This window comes from Actinacidiphila glaucinigra (assembly GCF_035918135.1).
Lineage (GTDB): Bacteria > Actinomycetota > Actinomycetes > Streptomycetales > Streptomycetaceae > Actinacidiphila > Actinacidiphila glaucinigra.
In genome coordinates this window covers 6,198,942-6,225,257 of sequence record NZ_CP109144.1, presented here as the reverse complement: position 1 = coordinate 6,225,257, position 26,316 = coordinate 6,198,942, and the positions used below count along the sequence as shown (strand labels likewise).

Annotated in this window: 25 protein-coding genes; 12 read left to right on the top strand and 13 right to left on the bottom strand. The window is 73.4% G+C overall.

Translation table 11 applies throughout. The features are described 5' to 3' along the window. Window positions 1-437: 437 nt before the first annotated feature. Window positions 438-956, bottom strand: coding sequence for a hypothetical protein (locus tag OIE69_RS28005; protein WP_326576666.1), 519 nt, complete (start codon window positions 954-956; stop codon window positions 438-440). Window positions 957-1,203: 247 nt separating this feature from the next. On the opposite strand from OIE69_RS28005, the gene OIE69_RS28000 reads away from it, so the two are divergent. Beyond that, window positions 1,204-1,992, top strand: coding sequence for a site-2 protease family protein (locus tag OIE69_RS28000; RefSeq protein WP_326576665.1), 789 nt, complete (start codon window positions 1,204-1,206; stop codon window positions 1,990-1,992). Here OIE69_RS28000 and OIE69_RS27995 read toward each other — a convergent pair. Continuing rightward, window positions 1,985-2,176 (bottom strand): hypothetical protein, encoded by a 192-nt coding sequence (locus OIE69_RS27995; protein WP_326576664.1) that lies wholly within the window; start codon window positions 2,174-2,176, stop codon window positions 1,985-1,987. The two genes, OIE69_RS28000 and OIE69_RS27995, sit on opposite strands and share 8 nt — an antisense overlap. A 62-nt stretch (window positions 2,177-2,238) precedes the next feature. Next, window positions 2,239-2,955, bottom strand: coding sequence for an NADPH-dependent F420 reductase (gene npdG, locus OIE69_RS27990; RefSeq protein WP_326576663.1), 717 nt, complete (start codon window positions 2,953-2,955; stop codon window positions 2,239-2,241). 277 nt (window positions 2,956-3,232) lie between these two features. Here npdG and OIE69_RS27985 point away from each other — a divergent pair, with 277 nt between their 5' ends. From OIE69_RS27985 to OIE69_RS27970, 4 genes are all read left to right on the top strand, one after another. After that, window positions 3,233-3,916, top strand: a complete 684-nt coding sequence (locus tag OIE69_RS27985) for a FadR/GntR family transcriptional regulator (protein ID WP_326576662.1) — start codon at window positions 3,233-3,235, stop codon at window positions 3,914-3,916. A 66-nt stretch (window positions 3,917-3,982) separates the two neighbouring features. Then, window positions 3,983-4,576, top strand: coding sequence for a hypothetical protein (locus tag OIE69_RS27980; protein WP_326576661.1), 594 nt, complete (start codon window positions 3,983-3,985; stop codon window positions 4,574-4,576). 10 nt (window positions 4,577-4,586) lie between these two features. Beyond that, window positions 4,587-5,546: a dihydrodipicolinate synthase family protein gene (locus tag OIE69_RS27975; RefSeq protein WP_326576660.1), complete on the top strand. Its 960-nt coding sequence runs from the start codon at window positions 4,587-4,589 to the stop codon at window positions 5,544-5,546. 309 nt (window positions 5,547-5,855) lie between these two features. Next, entirely contained in the window at window positions 5,856-7,130 is a 1,275-nt protein-coding gene (locus OIE69_RS27970) for an MFS transporter (RefSeq protein WP_326576659.1), read from the top strand. Between the two features lie 22 nt (window positions 7,131-7,152). On the opposite strand, the gene OIE69_RS27965 is transcribed toward OIE69_RS27970, so the two are convergent. From OIE69_RS27965 to OIE69_RS27950, 4 genes are all read right to left on the bottom strand, one after another. Beyond that, window positions 7,153-8,850 carry a carbohydrate binding domain-containing protein gene (locus OIE69_RS27965; RefSeq protein WP_326576658.1) on the bottom strand — a complete coding sequence of 566 codons (1,698 nt, stop codon included), beginning with the start codon at window positions 8,848-8,850 and terminating at the stop codon, window positions 7,153-7,155. A gap of 165 nt (window positions 8,851-9,015) precedes the next feature. Further along, window positions 9,016-9,666 carry a hypothetical protein gene (locus OIE69_RS27960; RefSeq protein WP_326576657.1) on the bottom strand — a complete coding sequence of 217 codons (651 nt, stop codon included), beginning with the start codon at window positions 9,664-9,666 and terminating at the stop codon, window positions 9,016-9,018. A gap of 120 nt (window positions 9,667-9,786) precedes the next feature. Continuing rightward, the gene (locus OIE69_RS27955) at window positions 9,787-10,785 is read right to left on the bottom strand and encodes a CapA family protein (protein WP_326576656.1); all 999 of its coding nucleotides are present in this window, start codon (window positions 10,783-10,785) and stop codon (window positions 9,787-9,789) included. 33 nt (window positions 10,786-10,818) lie between these two features. Next, window positions 10,819-11,052, bottom strand: a complete 234-nt coding sequence (locus tag OIE69_RS27950; protein ID WP_089221744.1) for a hypothetical protein — start codon at window positions 11,050-11,052, stop codon at window positions 10,819-10,821. Window positions 11,053-11,116: 64 nt separating this feature from the next. Between OIE69_RS27950 and map the strand changes: the two genes are divergently transcribed. The 4 genes from map (at window position 11,117) to efeU (ending at window position 15,486) form a co-directional block, all read left to right on the top strand. Next, window positions 11,117-11,965, top strand: a complete 849-nt coding sequence (gene map, locus OIE69_RS27945) for a type I methionyl aminopeptidase (RefSeq protein WP_089221743.1) — start codon at window positions 11,117-11,119, stop codon at window positions 11,963-11,965. 123 nt (window positions 11,966-12,088) lie between these two features. After that, a complete protein-coding gene (efeO, locus tag OIE69_RS27940; RefSeq protein ID WP_326576655.1) occupies window positions 12,089-13,225 on the top strand; it encodes an iron uptake system protein EfeO in 1,137 nt (378 codons plus the stop codon). Between the two features lie 19 nt (window positions 13,226-13,244). Then, complete coding sequence (gene efeB / locus OIE69_RS27935) at window positions 13,245-14,498, top strand: iron uptake transporter deferrochelatase/peroxidase subunit (RefSeq protein WP_326576654.1); 1,254 nt, start codon at window positions 13,245-13,247, stop codon at window positions 14,496-14,498. A gap of 16 nt (window positions 14,499-14,514) precedes the next feature. Continuing rightward, window positions 14,515-15,486: an iron uptake transporter permease EfeU gene (gene efeU, locus OIE69_RS27930; RefSeq protein ID WP_326576653.1), complete on the top strand. Its 972-nt coding sequence runs from the start codon at window positions 14,515-14,517 to the stop codon at window positions 15,484-15,486. 916 nt (window positions 15,487-16,402) lie between these two features. Here the strand turns inward: efeU and OIE69_RS27920 are convergent. After that, complete coding sequence (locus tag OIE69_RS27920) at window positions 16,403-17,149, bottom strand: bifunctional DNA primase/polymerase (RefSeq protein WP_326576652.1); 747 nt, start codon at window positions 17,147-17,149, stop codon at window positions 16,403-16,405. Window positions 17,150-17,583: 434 nt separating this feature from the next. Here OIE69_RS27920 and OIE69_RS27915 point away from each other — a divergent pair, with 434 nt between their 5' ends. Beyond that, window positions 17,584-18,255, top strand: a complete 672-nt coding sequence (locus tag OIE69_RS27915) for a biliverdin-producing heme oxygenase (RefSeq protein ID WP_326576651.1) — start codon at window positions 17,584-17,586, stop codon at window positions 18,253-18,255. 32 nt (window positions 18,256-18,287) lie between these two features. On the opposite strand, the gene OIE69_RS27910 is transcribed toward OIE69_RS27915, so the two are convergent. From OIE69_RS27910 to OIE69_RS27895, 4 genes are all read right to left on the bottom strand, one after another. After that, a complete protein-coding gene (locus OIE69_RS27910; RefSeq protein ID WP_326576650.1) occupies window positions 18,288-19,670 on the bottom strand; it encodes a serine hydrolase domain-containing protein in 1,383 nt (460 codons plus the stop codon). 227 nt (window positions 19,671-19,897) lie between these two features. Then, on the bottom strand, window positions 19,898-21,019 hold the full coding sequence (locus OIE69_RS27905; protein WP_326576649.1) for a YeiH family protein: 1,122 nt from the start codon (window positions 21,017-21,019) through the stop codon (window positions 19,898-19,900). After that, a complete protein-coding gene (locus tag OIE69_RS27900) occupies window positions 21,016-21,579 on the bottom strand; it encodes a cysteine dioxygenase family protein (protein ID WP_089221734.1) in 564 nt (187 codons plus the stop codon). The genes OIE69_RS27905 and OIE69_RS27900 overlap by 4 nt, the downstream gene beginning before the upstream one ends. Before the next feature lie 86 nt (window positions 21,580-21,665). Continuing rightward, window positions 21,666-22,571, bottom strand: a complete 906-nt coding sequence (locus tag OIE69_RS27895) for a LysR substrate-binding domain-containing protein (protein WP_326576647.1) — start codon at window positions 22,569-22,571, stop codon at window positions 21,666-21,668. A gap of 122 nt (window positions 22,572-22,693) precedes the next feature. On the opposite strand from OIE69_RS27895, the gene ddaH reads away from it, so the two are divergent. Together ddaH and OIE69_RS27885 are read left to right on the top strand one after the other, a co-directional pair. Then, window positions 22,694-23,548, top strand: a complete 855-nt coding sequence (ddaH, locus tag OIE69_RS27890) for a dimethylargininase (protein WP_326576645.1) — start codon at window positions 22,694-22,696, stop codon at window positions 23,546-23,548. Window positions 23,549-23,567: 19 nt separating this feature from the next. Then, window positions 23,568-25,109, top strand: coding sequence for a phytoene desaturase family protein (locus OIE69_RS27885; protein WP_326576643.1), 1,542 nt, complete (start codon window positions 23,568-23,570; stop codon window positions 25,107-25,109). Between the two features lie 9 nt (window positions 25,110-25,118). Here OIE69_RS27885 and OIE69_RS27880 read toward each other — a convergent pair whose 3' ends face one another. After that, window positions 25,119-26,108 carry a small ribosomal subunit Rsm22 family protein gene (locus tag OIE69_RS27880; RefSeq protein ID WP_326576641.1) on the bottom strand — a complete coding sequence of 330 codons (990 nt, stop codon included), beginning with the start codon at window positions 26,106-26,108 and terminating at the stop codon, window positions 25,119-25,121. Between the last annotated feature and the right edge of the window lie 208 nt (window positions 26,109-26,316).

Genomic DNA, 26,316 nt, shown 5'->3' with positions numbered 1-26,316 from the left:
TCCCAACCGTGCGGGTAGGGGCGCCCCCCATCACCCCCCACCGGCCGTTGGCCGCCCAACGAAACGGAGGGGGCGGGGTCGTAGGGGTGGATGTTCTGGACGCTGCGGGATATTTGTGTGCGGCACAGACGGCACCAATTGGACCGCCCGCCATGCACGTAAATAACCCAGTCCAGGACGTGCAGCCCCGGAGGCCCCGCCCCCGGCCCACCACGCACGCGCGCAGGCCCGCACCAACCATCCGGGGCAATCGGGCGGGAGGGCGGGAGAACCGCCCGCCGCAGGCGCAACCAACCCGCACACACCCACCGGGCAGCCCGGGGCACCCGGCCCGCAGGCGCAAACAACCCGCACACAACAACCGGGCAGCCCGGCGCAGCCGCCCGCAGGCGCAAACGACCCGCACACGACAACCGGCCGCAACCACAACCCACCCGTCACAACTCCCCGCACGCGTCCGCGCGGAACTCCGCGACCCCCACCGTGGCGAACCCGTCCCGGTCGGTGCCCGGCATCTCCTCGCCCTTGAACCATCGGACCTGCCCGGGCCGCAGGCCCGCCAGTTGCGCGGCCGTGAAGTCCACGCCGCTGGTCGTCGACGCGGGGTCACCGGTCCACCCGTACAGGGTGTAGGTGCGTCCCGGCTCCAGGGGCGCCATGGTCTTCTCGACGCTCCAGCCCCTGCCGCCGCTCTCCAGCGACCAGACGGAGAATCGCGTGGCCGGCCTCCCCCGGCTCCAGGCGGCCAGGCGGTTCTTCCTGCTCGGCCCCCGGTCGGCGTCGTGGAGCGTGACGCTCTCGACCCGGCCGTCGCAGACGAGCATCACCGCGAGCGGCTTCCCGTCCTCGGTCACGCTGATCCCCATGACTCCCGTGGTCGCCGCCCCGCATCCGGACAACAGGCCCAGCCCTGCGGCGCCGAGCACCGCCAGGACGACGCGCCGATTCCGTCCCATCGTTCCCCCCTCACCCCGGTGCGACTCAGCATGCGCCTGCCCGCCCGGGGCCGTGAGGGGGCCTGCGGCGATCGATGACGGATCGCAATACGGGCGCGACCCGGCCGGCCGGGGCCGGGGCGCCGCAGGAACGTCCGGCGGCGGCAGAGCGTTATCCCGCCGTGGCTGTGCCCGGCGGCGTCGGATGGCATGATCGGGCGGCCAGCACCACGACCGATGACGCACCGCCTCCGCAGGAGCCCGCACGATGACGACCGCAGCAACCCGCAGCGAACGGCAGATCAGCCCGATCTTCCTGGGCCTGGTCGCGATCATGGCCGTCTCGGGCTGGGCGGTGTGGACGGACTTCTCGGCCAGCACCGGCTTCGCCGTGTTCCTGTTCGTCGTGTCCGGCTGGGTCGTCTCCCTGTGCCTGCACGAGTACGCGCACGCCCGTACCGCGCTGCACGGCGGCGACATCTCGATCGGTGCCAAGGGCTATCTGACCCTGAACCCGCTGAAGTACACGCACGCGCTGCTGAGCGTCGTGCTGCCGGTGATCTTCGTGATCCTGGGCGGCATCGGCCTGCCCGGCGGGGCGGTCTTCATCGAGCGGGGCAGGATCCGCGGCCGCTGGAAGCACAGCCTCATCTCGGCCGCGGGCCCGCTGACCAACGTGCTGTTCGCGATCGCCCTGATGCTGCCGTTCACCCTCGGCGTCATCACGCTGGACCGCACCAACGCACCCTTCGCGTCCGCGCTGGCCTTCCTGGCGATGCTGCAGGTCACGGCGGCGATCCTGAACCTGCTGCCGGTGCCGGGCCTCGACGGCTACGGCGTGATCGAGCCCTGGCTTTCGTACCGGACGCGGCGCCAGCTGGAGCCCTTCGGGCAGTTCGGGCTGCTGGCCGTCTTCGGTGTGCTGTGGATCCCCGAGGTCAAAGCCGCGTTCTTCGGCTTCATCGACTCCGTGACGGCTGCCTTCGGGATCCCGGACGGGCTGTCGGGCCTGGGCTACGCCTTCTTCCAGTTCTGGGAGGGCGACCCGCTCAGCTGATCCGCTGCTCGGCGGACTCCCGGTCCGCCTTCGCCTTGCGCAGGTAGTACCAGCACATGTTGCTGGTCAGGCCCGCGATCAGGATCCAGAGGACGCCCAGCCAGCTGCCCTCCACGAAGGAGACGACGGCGGCGGCCACGGCGAGCGCGCACAGGACGAGCGCGTAGAGGGCGAGGCGGGGCATGGGGGGCGGCTCCTGTCGGGTCGGTCACGAACCTGCCCATTGTCCCCCATGCCCCCGCTGCCCTACACGTCGGTCAGGCGCAGGCCGGCGTGGGCCTTGTAGCGGCGGTTGACCGAGATCAGGTTGGCGACCAGTGCCTCCACCTGGTGGGCGCCCCGCAGCCGGCCGGCGAAGACGCCGCGGATGCCGGGGATGCGCGCGGCCAGGGCCTGGACCAGGTCGGTGTCGGCGCGGCTGTCGCCGAGGACGAGGACGTCGGTGTCGATCGACTCGACCTCCGGGTCCTCGAGCGTCACCGCGGACAGGTGGTGGAAGGCGGCGGTGACGCGGGACTCCGGCAGCAGCGCGGCGGCCTGCTGGGCGGCGCTGCCCTCCTCCGGCTTCAGAGCGTAGGCGCCCTGCTTGTCGAAGCCCAGCGGGTTGACGCAGTCGACGACGAGCTTGCCGGCGAGTTCCCCGCGCAGGGCTTCCAGCGTCTCGCCGTGGCCCTCCCACGGGACGGCGACGATGACGACGTCGCTGCGGCGGGCGGTCTCCGTGTTGTCGGCGCCCTGCACCCCGAGACCGAGCCGGTCGGCCGTGGCCCGGGCGCGGTCCGCGGCACGCGAGCCGATGATCACCTGCTGGCCGGCCTTGGCGAGCCGGTACGCCAGGCCGCGGCCCTGCGGGCCGGTGCCGCCGAGGACGCCGACGACGAGGCCCGACACGTCGGGCAGCTCCCAGGGGTCCTTCGCCGGGACCTTGGGGGCGGGGGTCTCATTGCCACTGTCAACAGTCATACCGCGATCCTGCCAGGTGGGGGCCGTGCGTGGCCGTGCGGACGCTGTGACGCGCCCCTCGCGGTCCGGCCCGCACGCGGCCCCGCGCGGTGCGGGAAGGCCCCCGTACGCACCGGTATCGGCTCGGGGGACGACGGATGTGAGGTATGACATCGGTGTTGCCTCCCGATGCGCGGCTGCCGGGCGGACGCAGGACGTCCCTCGTCCGGTGCGAGCCGCACGGGACAGCAGACGGAACGTCAAAAACGCACGACAGCACTGGGAAAGGCGGCCACCCGTGACCAGAACCGCCGGCAGCAGCCGCGGCCCGACGCTCCAGGACCGCATCATCGATCTGATCCACGAGCAGCGGCTCGCCCCGGGCGCGACCCTGCCGACCGAGCCGCAGCTGATGGACCTGCTCGGTGCCGGCCGCAACAGCGTGCGCGAGGCGGTGCGGGCGCTGCAGGCGCTCGGCATAGTCGAGATCCGGCACGGCACGGGCACGTTCGTGGGACAGGCGCCGCTGCGGATGCTGATGCCCTCGCTCACCTTTCACCTGCGGTCCCGGGTACGGGCCCTCGCCGACCTCGTCGCGGTGCGCGAACTGCTCGAAGTCGGCCTGATAGGCGAGGTGGCCGGGACGCTGCCGCCGCAGCGGCTGGACGAACTCGACGAGCTCGCGGCGCGGATGGTCGACGACCCGGACGCGGACCGGGCCTTCCACTCGCTGCTCTACTCCTCCTGCGGCAACGAGCTCGTGCTGCAGCTCGTCGACCTGTTCTGGGCGGCCTACCACGAGGCCGGCACCAGCCTGGCGCCCGCAGACGGCCCGGTCGAGCGGGCCGTCGCCAACCACCGTGCCGTCGTCGGCGCGCTGCGCACCGGGGACGCGGGCGCGGCCAGGGCCGCCATGCGGCGGCACTTCGCGGACGTGCGGGAACGGGTGTCCCGGGCCCTGCCCGCGGACGGCGCGGACTGACCCCGTTCGGGTGAGCGGGGCGCGAAGCGGGGCCGGACGGGGGCGCGGTCCGCGAGGATGCGGGACATGGATGCCGTACGGGTCGAGGTCGTCCGTGAACTGCTCGCCGGAAGCGAGTGGCCGGAGCTGACCCGGTCCTTCGCCGGCTCGCTGCGCGGGGCCGTCCGCCGGGGGCCCGCGGGCGGGCTGCTGCTCGTCGGCAGCGGGGGTTACGAGCCCTGGCACATGGCGGCCCATCTGGACGACGAGGCCGCCTGGAGCGGGCTGCCGGAGCTGTCACCGACGCTGGTGCGGCACCGCGTGCCGCAGGGCGCGCCCCCGCACCTGGCGGTCGGGACGGCCCGTCTGGAGGCCGCCCGCAGGGGCGAGACGGTACTGGTGGTCACCCCCGAGCGGGCCGAGGCCGGGCTGCTGGAGCGGGTGGACGACGCGCGGCGCTCCGGCGCGACCGTGCTGGCGATGGACGCCGGCGACCCCGAGCTGCGCGGGCTGGCCCACGACGCGCTCACCGTGCCCCCGGAGCCCTCCGAGGTCGGTATGGACGTGCTGCAGCACCTGGTCAGCGCGGCGGCCGGACGCCGGGTGCGGCTGCGGGACCGGTTGCCCCGACTCTCCCGGCTCGCCGAGCACTTGGTGTCGCCGCCGCCTGCGAGCTGGTAGGAAGCCGTCCATGACCGCAACCGGGAACGATCCACTCCGCCCGCTGCGCGGGGTCGTACCACCTCTGTGCACCCCGCTCACGGAGACGGGGGACGTCGACACCGAGGGCCTGCGCGCCCTGGTCGGGCATGTCCTGTCGGCCGGGGTCCACGGGGTCTTCGCCCTGGGGTCCAGCGGCGAGACGGCCTTCCTCACCGACCCGCAGCGGCGCACCGCGCTCACGACGGTCGTGGAGGCCGTCAGGGGCCGGGTGCCCGTGCTGGCCGGTGTCGTCGACATGACCACCCCGCGCGTGCTGGAGCACGCGCGGGCCGCCGTCGCGGCGGGCGCCGACGCCCTGGTGGCGACCGCCCCCTTCTACGCCGCGACGCATCCGGTGGAGATCGCCGACCACTTCCGCCGGGTGCGGGACGGAGCGGGCGGGGTGCCGCTGTTCGCGTACGACATCCCCTCCGCGGTGCACACCAAGCTGCCCGCGGCGACCGTGCTGGCCCTCGCGGAGGAGGGCACCCTGGCCGGCCTGAAGGACAGCAGCGGCGCCGACGGCCCCATGCGCCGGCTGCTGACCGAGCTGCGCCGCCGCGGCCTGGACTCCTCCTTCGCCGTGCTCACCGGGTCCGAACTCGCCGTGGACGGCGCCCTCCTGGCGGGCGCGCACGGCGTCGTCCCCGGTCTCGGCAACGTGGACCCGCACGGCTACGTACGGCTCCACGCGCACGCCGTCGCGGGACGCTGGCGGGAGGCCGCGGCGGAGCAGGACCGGCTCGCGCAGCTCTTCGCCATCGTCGACGCGGGCGCGGACTCCACGCCGATGGGCCCGAGTTCCTCCGCGCTGGGCGCCTTCAAGACGGCGCTGCGGCTGCGCGGCGTCATCGGCTGCGCGGCCACGGCTCCCCCGCAGGTCCCGCTGGACGACACCGCTGTCGCGGTGGTCCGGCAGCGGCTGGCGGCCGCGGGGCTGATGCGCTGACGACGATGCCCGCCACCGGGTCCCGTGCGGGGCGGCGGCCCCCGCGGTCGCCGGTGCGTCCGCGATGCCGGGGGCCGCGGGGTGAGCGGCACCCTCATCCGAGCCCGGCCGTGCCGTCGTCAGCGCGCACCCGCACGCGCGCGGAAGGCCGCCGGCCCACGAACGCCGCGTGTGCCACCACCGGTCGCCGGTGACGCCGGCCCAGGACAGGCGGGCCGCACCGGTACCTCGCGGCCGCCGCCGGTCGCGGGGCACCGGCGGAGAAACCCGGTTGCGCCGCAGGGGTCCGTGCACGGAGCATGCGACCTCGTGTCCAGACTCCTTCCCGACCTCGCACCCTGGCGGACCTCGCGCGACTTCCGCCTGATGTGGTGCGCGGGCCTGATCACGAACTTCGGCAGCTTCCTGACCTTCGTGGCCGTCCCGGTCCAGGTCAAGGAGCTGACCGGCTCCACCCTCGCGGTCGGTGCCCTCGGCGCCGTCGAACTGGTGCCGCTGATCGTCTGCGGCCTCTACGGCGGGGCACTCGCGGACGCTCTGGACCGCCGCAAGCTCATCCTGTGGACGGAGGCGGCCCTCGGGGTGCTGTCGACCGTGCTGCTGCTCAACGCGCTGCTGCCGCGGCCGGTGCTCTGGCCGTTGTACGTGGTCGCCGCGCTGACCAGCGCGCTGGGCGGGCTCCAGCGGCCGGCGCTGGACGCGATCGTGCCGCGCATCGTCCCGCACGAGCAACTGACCGCCGCCGCCTCGCTGAACGCGCTGCGCTGGCAGATCGGCGCGATCGCGGCGCCCTCCCTGGCGGGTGTGCTGATCGCGTACGCGGGCCTGCGGTGGGCGTACGCCGTCGACGCCCTCACCTTCGCCCTCTCCGTCGTCCTCGGCCTCGGGCTGCGGCCCTCGCCGCCCTCGCACGACGCGAAGCGCCCGTCGCTGCGCTCGATCGCGGAGGGGGCGCGCTACGCCTGGAGCCGCAAGGAACTGCTGGGCACCTACGTGGTGGACATCGCCGCCACCGGACTGGCCTTCCCTATCGCCGTGTTCCCCTTCATCGCGGACGACCTGGGCGCGCCCTGGTCGCTGGGCCTGATGTACGCGGCCCTGCCGGCCGGTGCGCTGCTGATGAGCCTCACCGGCGGCTGGTCGTCGCGGGTGCACCGGCACGGGCGGGCGGTCGTGCTGGCCGCGGCGGGCTTCGGGCTGTGCATGGCGGCGGCCGGCTGGTCCCGCAACGTATGGGCGGTGCTGGCCTTCCTGGCGCTGGCGGGCGCTTTCGACATGGTCAGCGGGGTGTTCCGGGCCACGATCTGGAACCAGACCATCCCCGACGCGCTGCGCGGCCGGCTGGCCGGCATCGAACTGCTCTCCTTCACCATCGGCCCGCAGTTCGGCCAGGTGCGGGCCGGCGGCTCGGCCGCGCTGCTGGGCCTGCGCACCTCGGTGTGGACCGGCGGGCTGGCGTGCGTGGCGGCGGTCGGGGCGCTGGCCGCCTGCCTGCCGACGCTGATGGCGTACGACGCCCGGACCAACGAGCACGCCGTGGGCATGCGCAAGGCGGCGGAGGACGCGGTGTCCTCCGCCGCCTGACCCGTGGGGGGCGGGGGTCCGATCAGCCGGTGAATCCGGCGGTGATCGAGGTGAACTGCCAGGTGCTCTGGTTGATGCCGGAGCAGTTGCTGGTCACACCGCCGCCGGGGCACGGGCGGTCCCGGTTGACGGACCAGTAGGCGAGCCGGGCGATGTGGTGGGAGTTGGCCCAGTCCCGGATCTGGGTCCAGATGGCCGGGGTGGTGGTCTCCTGCTGGTCGCTCAGCCCGTTCATGCCGGAGATCCCGAGGTGGGCGTAGGCGGTGGCGTCGTCCCAGCCGAAGGTGGACTTCAGCTTGGCCTTCAGGCCCTCGGCGGCGTTCACGGTGTTGCCGTACATGTCGGCGCCGCCGCCGAAGTCGAACGGCATGATGGTGAAGACGTCGATGTTGGCGCCGAGTGCGTTGGCCCGCTCGACGAGGCGGTTGCCCCAGTAGCCGGGACCGGTCGTCGAGGTGCCGAAGGTGATGATCGTGCGGATGCCGGGGTTGTTCTGCTTGACGATCTTCAGCGCGTTCAGGACGCGGTCCTGGACGACCTCGCTCTCGAACTCGTCGGTGTTCTCGATGTCGACGTCGATCGCCTTGAGGCCGTAGGCGTCGATCACCTTCTGGTACGCGCCGGCGAGCGCCTCGGGCGTGGAGCAGTTGGGCCCGAGCTTGTTGCCGCTCCAGCCGCCGATGGACGGGACGATGTCGCCGCCCGCGGCGCGGATCGCGTTGATGGTGGACTGGTCGGTGCCCCCGGTCAGCGGACGGGAGCCGTCCCAGGCGGGGTTGCAGCCGCCGGAGGAGAGGATGAAGGCCATCGTGAACCACTTGATGCCGGTGGCGCTCATCACCGTGGACGGGCTCGGCGGGTCGCCCCAGCCGAGGTAGAGGTAGGGCGCTGCCTGCTTGAAGCCGGTGCCCCCGCCGCCGCCCGCGCTGGTGGTGACGCTCACCGCGTTGGAGGCGGCCGAGGTGTTGCCCGCGGCGTCGCGCGCCTTGACGGTGAAGGTGTACGCGGTGCTCGCGGCCAGCCCGCTGACGGTGGCGGAGGTGCCGGTCACCGTGGTGGCGAGGGTGCTGCCGCGGTAGACGTCGTAGCTGGTCACGCCGGTGTTGTCGGTGGCGGCGTTCCACGACAGCGAGACGCTGGAGGAGGTCTTGCCGGTGGAGGTGAGGCCGCTGGGCGCGGTGGGCGCCTGGGTGTCGCCGCCGCCCCCGCCGCCGGGGCCGTCGAGGCTGATGTCGTCGGCGTTGTAGGTGCCCTGCGCGTACCAGCCGTGCACGTAGATCTGGACGCTGGTCTGCGAGGCGCCGGTGGTGAAGGGGACGGTCAGCTGGGTGTAGGAGGCGGCGGACGGGGTCCAGGTGGACGCGCCGCCGGTGACCCCGAGGTAGACGTACGCGCCGCGCACCCAGCCGGAGAGCGAATACGCGGTGTTCGGCTGCACGGAGACGGTCTGGGTGCACTGGGCGGTGTCGCTGCCGCTGACCGCGCCGGCCAGTGCCTTGGTGCCGCTGTGCACGGGGCTGCTGACGACCGATCCGCCGGAGCAGGACCAGCCGGAGAGGCTGCCGCTCTCGAAGCCCGGGTTGGCGACGAGGTTGGCGGCCTGGGCGGTGCCGGGCAGCGCGATCAGGCTGCCGGCGGCCGCGAGGAAGGCGGCGGTGAGGCCGGCCAGGATGCGGGATCTGCGCGATCCGGTACGGGGGACATGACGACGGAAGAGCACGTGACCTCCCTGTGGGGGGCGGGGGGCTGCGCTGTGCGAGTGGTCTGGACCGTTGGTCTGGACCTGTCTCGCGGATTGAAGCGGACTGTCGTGCTCCCGTCAAGAGGTCCGGACCACCGCCGCTTCCTGGTACGGCAGTGGCCCGGACCGGCCGCGGGGTCCCGGTCAGCCGACGCGCTCGATACGCGCCTTCCTGATGAGGAACTTGCCGGGCTCCCGGACCTGCTCGAAAGCCGCGTTGTTCAGCAGCGCGCAGCTCCCGGAGGTCGATGTCACCGACACCGTGGTCGACTTGTTGTTGTCCAGGTTGGTCACCTTGAGCCTGGTGCCCAGCGGGAACTGGTTGCTGGAGGCGGCGGGCGCGCCGGCCTCGCCGGAGAGGGTGACCGTGGAACCCGGGCAGACGACCTGACCGCCGGCGCCGCCCGCCGGCGCCGCGGCCTGGCCCTGGTTCTGACCCTGGCCCTGGTTCTGCCCCTGGCCCTGGTTCTGCCCCTGGTTCTGGTTCTGACCCTGCCCGGCGGGGGCGGCGGGCGCCGCCGGGGCGGCCCCGCAGCCGGAGGCCTCCCGCTGCACGTTGATCTGCTTGATCACGGCCTCGCGGTTGGCGATCCGCGCCGCCGACTGGGCGTCGGGGTTGGCGCGTTGGCCCGCGATGAAGCTCTCGTTGTTGCGCAGCGCCTGGTCGAGCCCGTCGCACACCACCGAGGCGTGACCCATGCTCATCGTCACCACGGCGAAACCGCCGGCCAGGGTCGCCGCCCCGGTCATGAGCGCGATCTTCTGCTTGGTGCTCATCGTGCGTTTCCTGGACATGGGGCCCCTTTCCTCCGACCGGCCGTCGGTCGGATCCGGTCCACGTGCCCTGGGAAACGGAGCGCAGTTGGTCTGGACCTCAATCCGTTCGGAATCTCGGACAGGAAGGGGGTGTCTGTGCTACGGGCGGGTAGCTTGTCCGTCCCAGCGGACCACCAGCCGCCCGCGCTCCTCCGTTACCTCGTGCCCGAACGCCGCGCAGGCGCGCCGGAACCGCCGCGCGATCCAGGCCCGTTCGGCGCGGTCGGCCAGGCGGGTGAAGCAGAAGTCGAGGGCGATCGGCACCGCCTCCAGCCGGACGGGGCGCCGGCCGGCGGGGTCGAAGGTGACGAGGAAGAGCAGGCCGCGGTCGTTGCGCAGCCGCGGGTCGGTCGCGTAGTCGTCGACGAAGTCGCCGAGGTCGTAGAGCACACCGTCCGTCACGCCGTGGAAGACGTGCGCGGACGTGCCCGCCACGAGTGCGGCGCCGGCCGTGCGCAGGGCGGCCGCCGCGGTACGGATGCGGCGGGCCGGGCGGGTGGTCATGTTGGGCCCCCAGTGCGGGGTGACCAGCACCGCCGGGGCCCGGGCGCGCAGGCTCGCGACGCCGTCGGTGAGCCAGCGCGGGACGCCCTCGCCGAGGTCGGCGTAGGCGACCCCGGGGCGGTCCGGTCCCGCCGCGTACTCCGCCGGATGGTCGGTGACGCCGACGACGCCCAGGCCCGGGGAGCCCGCGGCGCCTCCCCGGCCGCCCAGTACCGCCGGGGCGCGCGCGGCGGCCTCGTCCGGTCCGGCCCCGACGGCGGCGATCCCGGCGGCGGCCAGGTGCTCCAGCGTGTCCAGCAACGCCGTGCGGCCGTAGTCCAGGGCGTGGTTGTTGGCCAGGTTGACGCAGCTCACGCCCAGGTGCGTCAGGGCGCGCACGGCGACGGGCGGGGCACGGAAGAAGAAGGGCTTGAGGGGGTCGGGCCAGGGCTCGCCGCGGTCGGAGATCGCGCACTCCAGGTTGAGGACGAAGAGGTCCGCCTCCCGTGCGACGGCCACGACCTCCTCGGAGAAGAGCGCCTCCGGAGGGGCCTCGGCCAGCCGCGCGGCGACCATGCGGCCGAGCATGGTGTCACCGGCCAGACCGAGCTTCACCCCTCCATCGTGCACCCGGCGCCGGCGGCCGGGTCAGTCCTCCCCCTCCTCCCGCGCGCGGTCCTTCCACCGCGGGTCGTTCTCCCACTGCAGGTTCCGCTCGGCGGCCGTCTCCATCGCCCGCTCCGCGTCCGCGCGGCTCGGGTACGGCCCCATCCGGTCCTTGGCCGGGCACTCGGGCCCCTCCTCGACCTTGTGGTGCTCGATGCAGTAGAACCACTCGCCGGGCTTCCCCGCGGGCTTGCGGACTCGCCTGAACAGCGCCATCGTCCCTCCTCGTACGACGTCCTGCCGCCATGCTGCCCGACCGGCCGCCGATACACTCGCCGACATGTCTGTCCTGGTTCCCGGCAAGCTCTCCCCCACCCGTTCCGTGCCCGCCTCGATCCCGCGTCCGGAGTACGTGGGCAGGCCGGCCCCGCGGCCGTACGACGGCCCGGAGGTGCAGTCGGCGGAGACGATCGAGAAGATGCGGATCGCCTCGCGGATCGCCGCACAGGCCATGGAGGAGGCCGCGAAGGCGATCGCGCCCGGTGTCGCCACCGACGAGCTGGACCGGATCGCCCACGAGTACATGTGCGACCACCAGGCCTACCCCTCGGACCTCGGGTACCGGGGCTTCCCCAAGTCGCTGTGCTCCTCCGTCAACGAGGTGATCTGCCACGGCATCCCCGACTCCACCGAGCTGCGCGACGGCGACATCGTCAACCTGGATGTCACCGCCTACATCCACGGGGTGCACGGGGACACCAACGCCACCTACTTCGTCGGTGAAGTCGCGGAGGAATCAAGGCTGTTGGTGGAACGCACCCGGGAATCCCTGAATCGCGCCATCAAGGCGGTCAAGCCCGGACGGCAGATCAATGTGATCGGCCGGGTCATCGAGTCCTATGCCAAACGATTCGATTACGGTGTCGTGCGCGACTTCACGGGCCACGGGATCAACACCGCCTTCCACTCCGGCCTGATCGTCCCGCATTACGACGACCCGCGCGCCACCACGATCATGAAGCCCGGGATGACCTTCACCATCGAACCGATGCTGACCCTGGGCACCCACGAGTACGAGATCTGGGACGACGGCTGGACGGTCGTCACGAAGGACCGCAAGCGAACCGCGCAGTTCGAGCACACCCTTGTCGTGACGGACACAGGCGCGGAGGTACTGACGCTCCCTTGACCTTTCCATTGCCTTCCCTTTACGAAAAGGACGAATAGGCGTGGGGCGCCTCGGATAGGTTAGGCAAGCCTTTCACAGGAAAGGCTTGCCTAAGCCGTTGTCCCTGAGCCGCCTGGAGATCGCATGTCCGCCGTCCGCATGTCCGCAGTAGCCGCCGCCGGCATGGTGGTCGCCGTCACCGCCGTCACCGGGTGCGCGGAGAAGGCGGACGGCAAGGCCTCCGACGCGATCACGGTGACCGCGACGGACAGCACGTGCGAGGTCTCCAAAACCACCTTCCCCGCCGGGCACGTCCGGTTGGCCGTGGAGAACAAGGGCTCCAAGGTCACCGAGGTCTACGTCTACACGCCCAGCGACCAGATCGTGACCGAGCGGGAGAACATCGGCCCCGGCACCAAGGCCACCATCACCGCGGAGATCAAGGCCGGTACGTACCAGATCGCCTGCAAGCCCGGCATGAAGGGCGACGGCATCCGCCAGAAGATCACCGTCACCGGCAAGGGCGCCGCCAAGGGCGACGCGCGTCTGGACGCCGCGGTGGCCGCGTACCGCACCTACGTCCAGGAGCAGGCCGACCAGACCGTCCCGGTCGTCCAGCAGTTCGCCGACGCCGTCAAGGCGGGCGACGTGGAGAAGGCCAAGTCGCTCTTCGCGCCCTCCCGTGTCGGCTGGGAGCGCACCGAGCCGGTGGCGGAGTCCTTCGGCGACATCGACCCGCTGACCGACACCCGCGAGGACGGCCTGGAGGACGGTCAGAAGTGGACCGGCTGGCACCGGCTGGAGAAGTCCCTGTGGCAGGACAAGAAGGCCGGGCCGGAGGAGGGCGCCCTCGCCGACCGGCTGGTCTCCGACCTGAAGGACTGGCAGACCCGCGTCGGCAAGGCCGACATCACCGCCACCAGCATGGCCAACGGCGCCAAGGAGCTGCTGGACGAGGTCGCCACCGGCAAGATCACCGGTGAGGAGGACCGCTACTCCCACACCGACCTGTCGGACTTCGACGCCAACGTCGAGGGCGCGCTGAAGGCGTACGAGCTGCTGAAGCCGGTCGCCGCCGAGAACGACGCGGAGCTCACCGCCGAACTGGACAAGCAGTTCCCGGCCCTGACGGCGCTGCTCGACAAGTACCGCAAGAGCGGCGGCTCGACGGAGTTCGTGTCCTACGACACCGTCGGCAAGGACCAGCGCAAGGAGCTCTCGGACGCGGTCAACGCGCTCGCCGAGCCGCTGTCGAAGCTCGCCGCGGCCGTCGCCAAGTAACCCGAGGGGGCATCGGACCATGTCCGAGGAGACCGTCACGTCGCGTCGCAAGGTGCTCGGCTGGACCGGTGCGGGCGTCGTCGTCGCGGCCACCGCGGCCGGCGGCGCCGTGGCCGCGGTCCGCTCCGGGGACGATGTGCAGCCCGCGGGTGCCGCGGGCGGCGCGATCGCCTTCCACGGGGCGAACCAGGCCGGCATCACCACCCCGGTCCAGGACCGGCTCCACTTCGCGTCCTTCGACGTCAAGACCGAGGACCGCGAGGAGCTGGTCGCGCTCCTGAAGGAATGGAGCGACGCCGCCCGCAAGATGACGCAGGGTCGGCCGGTCGGCGAGGGCGCGGTCGGCGGCCTCGCCGAGGCCCCGCCGGACGACACCGGCGAGGCGCTGGGGCTGCCGTCCTCGCGGCTCACCCTCACCATCGGCTTCGGCCCCTCGCTCTTCACCGCGAAGGACGGCGGGGACCGCTTCGGCCTGAAGGCGCACCGGCCGAAGGCGCTGGTGGACCTGCCCAAGTTCCCCGGCGACGCCCTCGACCCGAACCGCAGCGGCGGCGACCTGTGCATCCAGGCCTGCGCGGACGACCCGCAGGTGGCGGTGCACGCCATCCGCAACCTGGCCCGGATCGGCTTCGGCAAGGTCGCGATGCGCTGGTCGCAGCTCGGCTTCGGCAAGACCTCCTCGACCACGCCCGAGGAGCAGACCCCGCGCAACCTGATGGGCTTCAAGGACGGCACGCACAACGTCGCGGGCTCCGACCGGGCCGCGCAGGACAAGCACGTGTGGGTGTCCGCGAAGGACGGCCCGTCCTGGATGGCCGGCGGCTCGTACCTGGTCGCCCGGCGCATCCGGATGCACATCGAGACCTGGGACCGCACCTCGCTGCGGGAGCAGGAGGAGATCTTCGGCCGGACGAAGGGCGAGGGCGCCCCGATCGGCAGGCAGCGCGAGCACGACGCCCCCGACTTCAAGGCGATGCTCCCGGACGCGCACGTGCGGCTCGCGCACCCGGACAACAGCGGTGTGACGATCCTGCGCCGCGGCTACTCCTTCACGGACGGCACCGACGGCCTGGGCCGCCTGGACGCCGGGCTGTTCTTCATCGCGTACCAGCGCGACGTCCGGGACGGCTTCGTGCCGCTGCAGATGCGGCTGGCGAAGCTCGACTCGCTCAACGAATACATCCAGCACGTGGGTTCGGCCGTCTACGCCGTACCGCCGGGCGTCCGCGACGAGGACGACTGGTGGGGCCGCGAGCTCTTCCAGAACCACTGAGAGGAAGTGACCGGCGGTGTTCGCCAATTACCTGATCGGGCTCCGGGAGGGCCTGGAGGCCAGCCTGGTCGTCTGCATCCTGGTCGCGTACCTGGTGAAGACCGGCCGCAAGGACAAGCTGCCGCCGGTCTGGCTGGGCGTCGGCACCGCGGTCCTGGTGAGCATGGCCTTCGGCGCCGCCCTGCAGTTCGGCTCCTCCGAGCTCACCTTCACGGCGCAGGAGGCGCTGGGCGGTTCGCTGTCGATCGTGGCGGTCGGCCTGGTGACGTGGATGGTCTTCTGGATGCGGCGCACCGCGCGGCACCTGAAGGCCGAACTCCACGGGAAGCTGGACGCGGCGATCGCCATGGGCACCGGCGCGCTGGTCGTCACCTCCTTCCTCGCCGTGGGGCGTGAGGGGCTGGAGACCTCGCTGTTCATCTGGACCGCGGTGCAGGCCACCGACGACGGCGTGCGCCCGCTGGTCGGTGCGGTGCTGGGCCTGCTGACCTCGGCGGTGCTGGGCTGGCTGTTCTACCGGGGCGCGCTGCGCATCAACCTCGCCAAGTTCTTCACCTGGACCGGCGCGATGCTGGTCGTGGTCGCGGCGGGCGTGCTCGCGTACGGCTTCCACGACCTGCAGGAGGCCGCCTGGCTGCCGGGGCTGAAGGCACAGGCCTTCGACGTCAGCGACGTGGTCCCGGCCGACTCCTGGTACGGGACGCTGCTGAAGGGCGTGTTCAACTTCCAGCCCGACCCGACCTGGCTGCAGGTCACGGTCTGGGCGCTGTATCTCGCGCCCACGATGTTCCTCTTCCTCCGCCCCGGTAGGGTTGCCGCGCCGGCCGTGAAGCCGTCCGCCGCAGCCCCGAAGGAGCCCACGTCCGATGACCCGCAGGCCGCGATTCCTGTCGGCGCTCGCGCTGTTGACGCTGACGGCGGCGCCACTGACCGGGTGCGTGACGGTGCACGGGGAACGGGCGCTCATCCCGTCGGTGACGAAGGCTGAGGCCGGCCAGGCGCTGGAGCGCTTCACCGAGGTCAACAACGAGGCGAACAAGAACCTCGACGCGAAGCTGATCGCCACCGTCGAGTCCGGCCCCCTCGGCGCCGTCGACGGGGCCGGTCTGCGCGCCCGGAACACCGTCGCTCCCGGCGGCAACCCCGACTTCAAGGCGCTGGGCCTCGGCGACCCGCGCTTTCTGATACCCCGCCAGGTGGGCTGGCCCAAGTGGTTCGTGGCCGACGTGGCACCGGAGCTGGGCGGCTCGGGCACCGGCACGAACCGCTGGCTGATGGTCTTCGAGCGGGGCGGTGCCCGAGAGGCGTGGCGGGTGTCGTACGTCGCCTCCGTCCGGGCCTCCGCCGTCCCGGAGTTCACCCGTGACGCGCAGGGGTACGTGGAGCCGGTGGCGGCCGAGGGCTCCGGACTGGTGGTGGACCCCGGCGAGCTGGGCGGCGCCTACACCGGGTACCTGGCCAAGGGCGACGCGAAGGACGCGTCCGTGTTCGCCCCGGGGTCGTCCACCTCGGAGTTGGTCACCAGCCGGGCGAAGAACGCCCGCACCGCCCAGTCGGCCACCCAGTACGCCGACCAGCCCGCCACGGAGGGGGACTTCGCCCCGCTCGGGCTGCGCACCAAGGACGGCGGCGCGCTGGTCTTCTTCGCCACGCACCACACGGCGAAGATCACCATGCTGCGGCCGGGCGTCACCCCGCAGGTCGACACGTACACCAGGGCGCTGATGACCGGCACCCCGAAGCAGTCGGTCACGCTGGGCCGGGTCGCCCGGCAGACCGTGCTCGTCCCGGCGGAGAAGGACGGCGGCGGTCAGGTCGTCTTCCTCACCCGCACCGTGGGCCTGGTCGCCGCGCGCGGGGAGTGACCCGCGGGGGCGGTGCGGCCGGAGCAGGTGCGGCGAGGGTCAGTGCAGCCAGCCCGCCGTCTCGGGCTCGGGCTCGACCTGGGCGCAGGCGTCGGTCAGCACCCCGAGCAGCGGCAGCGGATCGGGCAGCGCCCGGTCCGGGCCGTGACCGGTGACCCACGCGACGACGGCGCCGGAGGGCAGGCGCGAGGGCGGCAGCAGCACATAGCTGGCGCGGCAGTGCCAGCGCAGGCCCGGGTGCTCGTCGAGGGTCTCGGGATGGCAGTCCAGCTCGCACGGCCACCACTCGTCCTCGTCGGCCGTGGCACGGGTGGCGGTGAAGAACAGCATCCGCCCGTCGGAGACCGCGACGGGCCCGCCCTCGGAGCCCTCGGCGGCCAGCCGCTCCAGGGCCATCCGGCCCGCCTCGGCGGGCACGTCCAGGACATCGTGGGCGATGCCGGTGGCGGTGATGAAGTTGGCCAGCGGGTGCGTGCGCAGCCAGCGCCTGAGCTGTTCCGGATCGGTGGTGGCCTGGGTCTGCCAGGCGAAGGAGACGGGGTGCGTGCCCGGGGTGGGACAGCCGATCCGGTCACAGGAACAGCGGTAGCCGGAGACGGGCGAGGGATGGGCGGCCGGTGCCAGGGGCAGGCCCGCGTCCGCGGCCTCCAGCAGGAGCTCGTCCCGGCGCAGGTCGTCCCCGTTCCGGCCGCCGGCGGCCGCACGGACGGCGGCCCCGTCCACTCCGGCACCGCGCTCCCCCGCCTTGCGGCGCAGCCAGTCGGACAACCTGCCCTTGGTGACCATCGAGCCCCTTTCCTCGCCCCGTGAACCCTTGCTCCACCCTACGTAACGAGGGAAAGGCCGTAAGCGGAATCCACGGATGGTTGAAACCATCCTGCTCCCCGTGCGCATTCCGGTCGTACGCGGGGTCCCCCCGGAGGGGGAACGTGATGACGGCCGATTCGGCCTTACATATCGGGGCGAAGGGCATCGAGCCACCGATGGGGGACTTTGCGGATATAGAGGAATGTTTTTCTCGTCACCACTGCTCGCAGCAGCCGGGGCGGCGACCGGCGAGGGCCGCGCTCCCGTGACCACCGTCACCCGCGGCGCGACGCGTCGACCGCCCCGGAAGGCGGATCCGCGCTAGCCTGGTTTCCGACAGGTTGTCGGCAACCCGCCGACTCGGGGTCGCCCGAGTCGCGACGATTCCTGCAGGCCCGACGCAGGAGGCTCCCTTGACGCCAGCCCACGGCTCCGCGACCGCACCGTTCTCGGCCGTCATCCGTTCCGCCAGCCACGACCGGCACACCGAGGCGGAGACCTCGACGTTCATCGGCGACCTGCTCGGCGGCCGCCTCGGGGTCGCCGCGTACGCGCGCTACACCGAGCAGCTCTGGTTCGTCTACCGGGCGCTGGAGGACGCCGCCGCGGAACTCGCCGGCGACCCGGTGGCCGGCCCCTTCCTCCGTCCCGAACTGCTGCGCGTCGCCGCCCTGGAACGCGACCTGGACCACCTGCTCGCCCCCGGCTGGCGCGACCGCGCCGCCGCGCTGCCCGAGACCCTCGGCTACACCGGGCGCATCGCCGAGACCGCCCGCGCGTGGCCGGCGGGCTACGTCGCCCACCACTACACCCGCTACCTCGGCGATCTCTCGGGCGGCCAGGTCATCCGCGGCATCGCGGAGCGGACCTGGGGCTTCGCCCGCAAGGGCGACGGCGTGCGCTTCTACGTGTTCGACGCGATCGGCAACCCCGCGGCGTTCAAGCGCGAGTACCGGAGCCTGCTGGACGCCCTGCCGGTCGACGAGCTCGAAAGGCAGCGCGTCGTGGAGGAGTGCCGGCGGGCCTTCGCCCACAACTCGGCCGTCTTCGCCGCGCTCGGCCGCGAGTTCCCCCTGACGGCCTGACGGGACGTCTCGGCGGCGCCCGCGGCGGGACGCTAGCCGAGGGGGGCGGTCCAGCCGGAGGGGTCGACTCCGCCCGGGACGGGGGCCGCGGGGTCGTAGGGGGTGCGGGTGAGGACGAAGGAGCCGAGGTCGAGGTGGCTGACGGCGCCGTCGTCCGTACGCACGGCACGGAGGGTCTCGCCGTCGTAGTAGCCGTCCAGGCCGGTCCAGGTGCCGTCCGGTCGGGCGCGGAAGCGGGCGCCGCGGACGGTGCCGGACAGGGCGGTCAGCTCCAGGTCGCGGCCGGTGCGCACGCGCAGCACGTACGGGGCGGTGCCCCAGTACCAGTGGCCGGTGAGGGCGAGCAGTTCCGGGTCGGGGTGGGAGACGGGCCGCCAGGGCTCGGGGATGCGGGGCTCGCGTTCGGCGACGAGGCGCAGCAGGTCGGCGGCGATCGAGGTGGCCGGGGCTCCGGTGGTGGAGTTGGCGAGGACGACCGCGCCGAGGCCCTCGTCGACGTCGCACCACAGCCCGGCCACGAAACCGGGCATGGAGCCGCCGTGACCGACCAGCACCCGGTCGCCCGGGCCCTTCGACAGCTGTACGCCGAGGCCCTGGTCGCCGCCCGGCGCGGCCGGCCGGCGCATCTCCTCCAGCGTGGCGGGCGCCAGGACGCGCTCGTCGCCCGCGGCGAGGAAGGCGGCCCAGCGGCACAGGTCGTCGGCGGTCGACCACAGTTCGCCCGCGGGGGACATCAGCCCGGTGTCCTGCACGGCCTCGGCCATCATCAGCTCGGCGTACGGGTGGACGGCCCAGCCTCCGGCGTGCGGGGCCCGCGGGCGGCGCGTCGTACGGGTCATCCCCAGCGGTTCGAGGACCTCGGAGGTCAGCACCTCGTCCCAGGGCGCGCCGTCGTGCAGGGCCTCGACGACGGCGCCGAGCAGGGCGAACCCGGGGTTGGAGTAGTGGTGGCGTTCGCCGGCGGGGTGCAGCCGCGGCCTCTCGCCGAGGAGGTCGGCCGTCCCGGGGCGCAGCGCGCCGGGCGTGCGCTCCCACCAGGGGCCGGGGGTCTCGGCGGCCAGTCCCGCGGTGTGCGTGAGGAGTTGGCGGACGGTGACCCCGTCTGCGGGGGTGCCGCCGATGTGCTTCTCGACGGGGTCGTCCAGCCCGAGGCGCCCCGCGTCGCGCAGTCGCATCACCAGGACGGCCACGAAGGTCTTGGTGAGGGAGCCGATCCGGTACTGGGTGTCCCCGTCCGGTGCGTGACCGTCCACGCAGGAGCGCGCCCCGGTCCACACGGCCCGGCCGTCCCGGACGACGGCCGCCACGAGGGAGGGGGTGCGGCTGCGGGACTGGGCGACCGCGACGCGGTGCAGCAGGGCCCGGCGGGTGTCGGGGAGCAGGACGTCGTCGGGCTCGGTCTGCGGTGTCGGCATGCGCTCACCTTAGAGGTCGCCCCGGACGGGGTGCCGGGCGCACGGCACCGGCCATGCCGTACCCGCGGTCGCCCTCGGCGCGGGCCTGGCGACACCGGCCGCGGTCGGGGAGAGGCGGGCGTCGGTTCCGCCCTGAACGACACCATCCGGCGGGCCGGTACCGCGCTCGGCACAGCGACCCTCGACTCGTCGCGGCCCGGTCGCGGTCGCGCCAGGGCCCGCGGCCGTCAGCTGGTGAGGAGCACGCCGGCGTAGGAGACGGTGGCGATGAGGGTCCAGGAGACGAGGCCGACGGCGGCCACACGCGGCCCGGTCCGCGCCAGGGCGGGCAGGTGCACCATGCTCCCGAGCCCCACCATGGCCATGGCCAGCAGCAGTTGCTGCAGCTGCTGCGCGCCGTCGAGCACGCCGGCCGGGAGGACTCCGGTGCTGCGCACCGCCATCATGACGAGGAAGCCGACGACGAACAGCGGCAGCAGCGGCGTACGCCGGGCCGAGGCCGCGGCGTCCGGCCCCGCGGCGCCCGAGATCGCGCGCCGCCGGCGCAGTGCGTAGGCGACGCCCGCGACCAGGGGCGCCAGGAGCGCGACGCGCATCAGCTTGACGAGCACCGCCTCGCCGAGCGCCGCGGGGCCCGCGGTCTGCGCCGTCGCGACGACCTGCCCGACGTCGTGCACGCCGGCCCCGGCCCAGCGGCCGAACTGGACGTCGTCCAGACCGAGCGGGTGGTGCAGCAGCGGCAGCACGCCGATGGCGAGGGTGCCGCAGAGCGTGACCAGGGCGACGGACGCGGCCACGTCCTCCTCGTCGCTGCCGGTGACCTGGCTCACCGCGCCGATGGCGGAGGCGCCGCAGATGGAGTAGCCGGTGGCGATGAGCAGGGGCTGGTCGCCGCGCAGTCCCATGCGGCGGCCGAGCCAGACGGTGCCCCAGAAGGTGGCGGCCACGACGCAGACCACCATGCCGGCCGTGGCCCAGCCGAGTCCGAGCACGTCGTCCAGGCCGAGCTGCAGTCCGAGGACGACGATGCCGACCCGCATCAGCCGTTTCCCGGCGAAGGTCAGCCCGGGCCGGGCCCGGCCGCGCAGGGTCGTGCGCAGGCCCGGCAGGTTGGCGGCGGCGATGCCGAGGACGACGGCGCTGGTGGGCACCGGCACGGCGGGCAGCAGCAGGTGCAGCACGGTCGCCAGGGCGGCGCCCAGGGCGGCCACCAGCAGGCCGGGCAGGACGGCCGCCGCGGCCTGGCGGCGGCCCGCACCGCTTCCGGCGGGGGCCGCTGCGGGGCGGGCGGCCGGCGTCGCCCCGCGCGGGGCGGTCGCGGGGGTGCGCGTAGGGGTGCGGAGGTTCACCGTTCGCCGACCGGCAGCCGGTAGACGCGCCGCACGCTGGAGCCCAGGCGGGAGATGTCGGCCCCGTAGATGTGCAGCGATATCGCCTTGCCGGGGCCGCCGTTCCACACCTCGTGGATGTCACCGGGCGGCGCGAATCCGCAGACCTCGCCCTGGGCGTTGACGACGTCCTGCGTGGGGACGAGGCGGGAGCCGGCCCCGTCGGGGACCAGCCGGTAGCGGCGCTCGTGCTCCCGGCCCTGGTGCACGCCCGTGACGCACCACGAGACGTGGTCGTGGATGGACGTCCGCTGCCCCGGCAGCCAGACCAGGGCGACGACGGAGAAGCTGCCGTCCTCCTCGGCGTGCAGGACGTGCTGGCGGTAGCGGTCCGGGTCGCCCTCGGTGTGCCGCCCGGCCAGCAGGTCGGGGGCGCCGAGGTGCGGCGCGAGCCGTTCGCCCACGAGGTGGGCCGTGGGGCCGGGCGCCAGGCCGCGGCCGACCGCCTCCCGCACCTCGTCGACGAGGCGGGCCAGCCTGGCGGTGGGCGCGGAGAGCACCGGAACGGTCGCGGAGGTCATGCCCGCAGCGTCCGTGCGCGCGGGCCCGGGCGTCCACTGACAGTTCCTTCACCCCGCTGTTCCCCTCCTTATGGATGGGGTCCGGGTCAGCAGCCGCTGCGCCGCTCGGCGACCGTCCGGAGCGCGTCGAGCACCAGGGCCGCGGCCGGGATCCGCAGGTGGTCGCGCGGCACGTACGCCGCGACCCGGCGGCGGGAGACGGGGTCCAGCGGCCGGCCGGTGACCCGGTCCAGCCGCATGAAGGACAGCACCAGCCCGGGCATCATCGCGACCCCCAGCCCCTCGGCGACCAGCGACTGCACCACGAGGTTGTCGTCGGTGGCGAAGGCGATGTCGGGGGCGAAGCCCAGCTCGGCGCACTCGTGGAGGAAGTTGACCCGGCAGCGCATGCAGCCGGCGATCCAGCGTTCGCCGGCCAGGTCGCCGAGCCGGACCGAGCGGGACCTCGCCAGCCGGTGCCCGGCCGGCATCAGGACCATGAGCTGGTCCTCCAGCAGCGGGATCTCGACCAGGTCGTCCGGCACGGCCTCGTGCAGTCCCGGATAGGTGAAGGCGAGAGTGATGTCGCACTCGCCGCGGGTGACCCGCTCCAGCGAGTCGGGCGGTTCGTCTCCCAGGAGCTCGACCCGTATGCCGGGGTGCTCGGCCGCGAGCAGGGCGAGCGCCTCGGGGATCAGGGTGGCGTTGGCGCTGGGGAAGGCGCACAGCCTCACCCGGCCGGTCTCCAGCCGGGTCACCGCCCCTATCTGCTCCCAGGCCACGGACATGCTGTCCAGGATGGTCTCGGCGTGCCGGGCCAGCGCCTCCCCCGCCTCGGTCAGTCGCATGCGCCGCCCGACGCGGACGAAGAGCGCGGTGCCCACCGAGCGCTCCAGCGCCTTCATCTGCTGGGTGACCGCGGGCTGCGTGTAGCCGAGCGCCGCGGCCGCGGCCGAGTAGGAGCCGGCCGTGACCACGGTGTGGAACGTCTTGATGTGCCTGGAATCGAACACGCATGAATCATAAGAGAAACTTGGGGTGTCCCGGCACAGGGCCTCCTGGTGCTTCTGGGACCACTGCGCCGGGGGGTGTTTGCGTCCGCAATCCGGTGCGCGGTGTCCGCTGTGGGTCCACCATGTCACTACGGCCTCAACCACACCGCGAGGAGCCTTCATTGAGCGCAGCGCGAACCGCCTCGTACCGCCGGTATCTGATGTGTCCTCCCACGTACTTCCGCGTCACGTACTCCATCAATCCCTGGATGGACCCCACGAAGCCGGTCGACCCCGCGCTCGCCCTGCTGCAGTGGGAGGACCTGCGCGACCGCTACCGCTCGCTGGGGCACACCGTCGAGATCCTGCAGCCGCTGCCGGGCCTGCCGGACATGGTCTTCGCCGCCAACGGCGCCACCGTGGTCGACGGCCGGGTCTTCGGCGCCCGCTTCGCCAACCCCGAGCGGGCCGCGGAGGCTCCCGCGCACCGCGAGTGGTTCCTGAACCGCGGCTACGGCGAGGTGCACGACCCGCACCACGTCAACGAGGGCGAGGGGGACTTCGCCGTCACCGAGAGCTGGCTGCTGGCCGGGAAGGGCTTCCGCAGCAGCCCGCTGTCGCACTCCGAGCTCCAGGAGTTCTTCGGCCGCCCCGTCGTCGGCCTGGAGCTCACGGACCCGCACTTCTACCACCTGGACACCGCGCTGTGCGTGCTCTCCGGCGACGAGATCATGTACTACCCGGACGCCTTCTCCCCCGGCAGCCGCGCGGTGCTGCGCCGCCTCTTCCCCGACGCGCTGACCGCCAACCGGCAGGACGCCACGGCCTTCGGGCTCAACTGCGTCAGCGACGGCCTCAACGTCCTGGTCCCCTCCGGGGCCACCGGGCTGCTGCGGCGGCTGCGCGAGCGCGGCTACGAGCCGGTGCCGGTCGACATGTCCGAACTGCACAAGGCCGGCGGCAGCGTGAAGTGCTGCACCATGGAGCTGCGCGACTGAGCGTGATACGAAGGGGCGCATGTCGCAGCAGCTGCCCCTCCGCACCTCGTACGACGTCGTGATCGTCGGCGGCGGCCACAACGGCCTGGTCGCCGCGGCGTACCTCGCCCGCGCGGGCCGCTCCGTGCTGCTGCTGGAGCGGCTGCCGGGCACCGGCGGCGCCGCCGTCTCGACCCGCGCCTTCACCGGTCTGGACGCACGGCTGTCCCGGTACTCGTACCTGGTGAGCCTGCTGCCCCGGAAGATCGTCGACGACCTGGGGCTGCGGTTCGCCGTGCGGCGGCGGCGCATCTCCTCCTACACCCCGCACGGCGACGGCGGGCTCCTCGTCGACGCCGAGTCGCCGTCCGCGACCCGCGAGAGCTTCGTCCGGCTGACCGGCTCCGACCGCGACTTCGAGGCCTGGCAGCGCTTCTACGGCATGACGCAGCGGGTCGCCGAGCGCGTCTTCCCGACGCTGACCGGGCCGCTGCCCTCCCGGGCCGAACTGGAGCGGACCGTGGCCGACCCGGAGGCCTGGTCGGCGCTGTTCGAGCGGCCGCTGGGCGAGACCGTCGAGTCCGTCTTCGAGGACGACGTGGTGCGCGGCGTGGTGCTGACCGACGCCCTGATCGGCACCTTCAGCCACGCGCACGACCCCTCGCTGCTGCAGAACCGCTGCTTCCTCTACCACGTCATCGGCGGCGGCACGGGCGACTGGGACGTGCCCGTCGGCGGCATGGGCGCCCTCACCGACGCCCTGGCGGACGCGGCGCGGGCGGCCGGGGCGGAGATCGTGACCGGCACCGAGGTCACGGCCGTCGAGACCGACGGCACCCGGGCCGAGGTGTCCTTCGAGGGCGGCCGGGTGGGCGCGGGCCACGTGCTGGTCAACGCCTCGCCGTACGCGCTGGCCGGGCTGCTGGGCGAGGCCGCCCCGGAGAAGCCGGAGGGCGCCCAGCTCAAGGTGAACATGCTGCTGCGCCGGCTGCCGCGGCTGCGCGACACCGCGGTGGACCCGCGCGACGCCTTCGCCGGCACCTTCCACATCGCCGAGTCGTACACCCAGCTGGACCGGGCCTACCGCGAGGCGGCCGAGGGCACGGTGCCCACGGCACCGCCCTCCGAGATCTACTGCCACTCGCTGACCGACCCCTCGATCCTCTCCCCCGACCTGGCCGCACAGGGCGTGCACACCCTCACCCTCTTCGGGCTGCACGCCCCGGCGCGGCTCTTCGCGGACGACCCCGCACAGGCGAAGGAGTCCCTGCTCAAGGCCACCCTGGCGCAGCTGGACGCGGTGCTCGCGGAACCGCTGGCCGACTGCCTGGCGGTGGACGCGGACGGGCGGCCGTGCATCGAGGCGAAGTCCCCGTTCGACCTGGAGCGGGAGGTCGGCCTGCCCGGCGGGCACATCTTCCACCGGGACCTGGCGTTCCCGTACGCGGAGTCGGGCGGCGGCGCCTGGGGCGTGGGGACCGCGCACGCGAACGTGCTGCTGTGCGGGGCGGGCGCGGTGCGCGGCGGCGGGGTCAGCGGCGTCCCGGGCCACAACGCGGCCATGGCGGTGCTGGGCGCCTGACGCGGGGCGCTACCCCTGCTCGGCCTCGGGCGGCCACGCGTCGCCCCACGCGACGTCGCGGGCCGCGCGGTACAGCGGCCCCTGCCGCTTGGTCACGGTGTCGCGGCGCAGGCCGTCCTCGACCGTGCACAGGTCGATGAGGACCTGCCCCTTGCGGATCTGCGGATGCCGGACGACCCGGTCCGGTGCGCCGGCACGCGCCGCGGGGAAGCGGGCGGCGGCGACATAGCTGAACTTCTCGTCCTCGTACGGCAGCGAGCCCCCCTTGACCTGCCGGTGCAGCGAGGTCCGGGCGACCCGCGCCGCGAAGTGGCACCAGTCGGGGGCCTGCACCGGGCAGGTGCCGTCGTGGGGGCAGGGGGCGAGGACGTGGAAGCCGTCCGCGACGAGCCTCTCGCGCGCCGCGAGGACCCGCGCGTAGCCGTCGGGCGTGCCCGGCTCGACGACGAGCACGGCGCCGCGCGCCGCCCTGGCGGCCTCGGCGACGACCGCGTCGCGGTCGGGCCCGGTCAGTTCGCCGATGACGTACGACAGCGTGACCAGGTCCGCCTCGGGCAGCCGGGCGCCGCCGCCCAGCGGTGTCCTCTGCCAGCGCGCGTCCCGCACCGCCGCGTGCTCCGAGTCCGCGGCCAGTTCGCGGCCGAGCGAGAGCGCCGCGTCCGACCAGTCGAGGACGGTGCTGGTGTGCGTCCCGTCCTCCCAGGCGTCGGCGACCGCCCAGGTCGCGGCGCCGGTCCCGCCGCCCACGTCCAGATGGCTGGCCGGCGCCCACTCCCCCGCCCGGGCCCGGAACTCCGCGAGCGCCGCGCCGACCGCGGCGTGGGTGGCCGGCATGCGGTACGCCGCGTAGGCGGCGACGTCGGAGCGGTCGCGCAGGATCGGGGTGCTGCTGGGCGTGCGCCCCCGGTAGGTGGCGATCAGCCGGTCGACGGCCTGGGTGGCGCGGCCCGGCGGGAGCCCGTCGAGGAGCCCCGCGAGGGCGGATTGCAGAGAGGACACAAAGGTCAAGGGTAAGGGCCGCCCGGACCGGGCCGGCGCGGTCGCCGCCAGGGTGCACCGGCACCCGCACCGGAGGCGACGGCGAGGTCACCGGCACCGGGACGCGACCGGGCCGCTGCCGCCCCGGGCCGGAAGCCGGCGACGGCACGGGCGTGGACGAGGCCCCGCAGCGGATCGACCGCCTCTCCTCGGTCTCGGGCCCGGTCCC

Coding starts and splice junctions, on each gene's coding strand:
- OIE69_RS28005 (WP_326576666.1), bottom strand. CDS start 956: ATGGGACGGAATCGGCGCGTCGTCCTGGCGGTGCTCGGCGCCGCAGGG.
- OIE69_RS28000 (WP_326576665.1), top strand. CDS start 1,204: ATGACGACCGCAGCAACCCGCAGCGAACGGCAGATCAGCCCGATCTTC.
- OIE69_RS27995 (WP_326576664.1), bottom strand. CDS start 2,176: ATGCCCCGCCTCGCCCTCTACGCGCTCGTCCTGTGCGCGCTCGCCGTG.
- npdG (WP_326576663.1), bottom strand. CDS start 2,955: ATGACTGTTGACAGTGGCAATGAGACCCCCGCCCCCAAGGTCCCGGCG.
- OIE69_RS27980 (WP_326576661.1), top strand. CDS start 3,983: ATGGATGCCGTACGGGTCGAGGTCGTCCGTGAACTGCTCGCCGGAAGC.
- OIE69_RS27975 (WP_326576660.1), top strand. CDS start 4,587: ATGACCGCAACCGGGAACGATCCACTCCGCCCGCTGCGCGGGGTCGTA.
- OIE69_RS27960 (WP_326576657.1), bottom strand. CDS start 9,666: ATGTCCAGGAAACGCACGATGAGCACCAAGCAGAAGATCGCGCTCATG.
- OIE69_RS27950 (WP_089221744.1), bottom strand. CDS start 11,052: ATGGCGCTGTTCAGGCGAGTCCGCAAGCCCGCGGGGAAGCCCGGCGAG.
- map (WP_089221743.1), top strand. CDS start 11,117: ATGTCTGTCCTGGTTCCCGGCAAGCTCTCCCCCACCCGTTCCGTGCCC.
- efeO (WP_326576655.1), top strand. CDS start 12,089: ATGTCCGCCGTCCGCATGTCCGCAGTAGCCGCCGCCGGCATGGTGGTC.
- efeB (WP_326576654.1), top strand. CDS start 13,245: ATGTCCGAGGAGACCGTCACGTCGCGTCGCAAGGTGCTCGGCTGGACC.
- OIE69_RS27920 (WP_326576652.1), bottom strand. CDS start 17,149: ATGGTCACCAAGGGCAGGTTGTCCGACTGGCTGCGCCGCAAGGCGGGG.
- OIE69_RS27910 (WP_326576650.1), bottom strand. CDS start 19,670: ATGCCGACACCGCAGACCGAGCCCGACGACGTCCTGCTCCCCGACACC.
- OIE69_RS27900 (WP_089221734.1), bottom strand. CDS start 21,579: ATGACCTCCGCGACCGTTCCGGTGCTCTCCGCGCCCACCGCCAGGCTG.
- ddaH (WP_326576645.1), top strand. CDS start 22,694: ATGTCACTACGGCCTCAACCACACCGCGAGGAGCCTTCATTGAGCGCA.
- OIE69_RS27885 (WP_326576643.1), top strand. CDS start 23,568: ATGTCGCAGCAGCTGCCCCTCCGCACCTCGTACGACGTCGTGATCGTC.